The organism is Metabacillus rhizolycopersici (assembly GCF_020075705.1).
Window position 1 is genome coordinate 1 of record NZ_JAIQUM010000236.1, and the last position, 754, is coordinate 754.

Here is a 754-nt window from a genome sequence, read left to right on the forward strand (position 1 = left end):
CTTCTGATATTTTTCGTTTATCATTGTCTTCTCCTTTCTTACTAAACATCATCTCTAGAGTGTATTAATTTTAAATCTCTATCATTACCTAGGATTAGATGGTCATGCTTCCGAATCCACCGTCAACACGGATAAGCGCTCCTGTCACAAAGCTTGATGCTTTGTCTGATGCAAGCCAAACCGTTGCACCTTGTAATTCTTCTGCTTCACCAAAACGATTCATCGGTGTGTGAGCCATAATAGATGCAGTACGTTCTTCACTTAAGATTTTGCGGTTTTGTTCAGCTGGGAAGAAACCTGGAATAATTGCATTCACACGGATGCCATGTGGCGCAAATTCTCTTGCTAAGAATTGTGTCATGCTGTTTACACCAGCTTTTGATACTGAATATGTAAATACTTTTGATAATGGTGTTGTTGAAGAAACAGATGAAACGTTAATAATGCTTCCTTTTGTGCCTTTATCAATCATTCTCTTCGCAAAAATTTGGTTGATCACAACAAGTCCTTTTAGGTTAACATCCATGATGTCATCGTATTCGTCCATTTCAAGTTCTAAAAATGGTGTTGTACTATTTTTACCTGGAGCATTTAATAGGATTTCAAAGCTGCCTGACCATTGTTCGATCTCATCTGCAACCTTTTCTACATCAGAACGTGTGCTCACATCTGCTTGGAATGCTTTTGCAGTACCGCCCTCTGCTTCAATTTCTTGAACAACTTTTTCAGCCTTTTCAAGGTTACGCCCAACAAT

Annotated in this window: 1 protein-coding gene; it reads right to left on the minus strand. The window is 38.6% G+C overall.

The features are described from left to right. Positions 1-94: 94 nt before the first annotated feature. The coding region (locus K9V48_RS28255) for an SDR family oxidoreductase (RefSeq protein WP_224142337.1) at positions 95-754 on the minus strand (660 nt) is incomplete at its 5' end.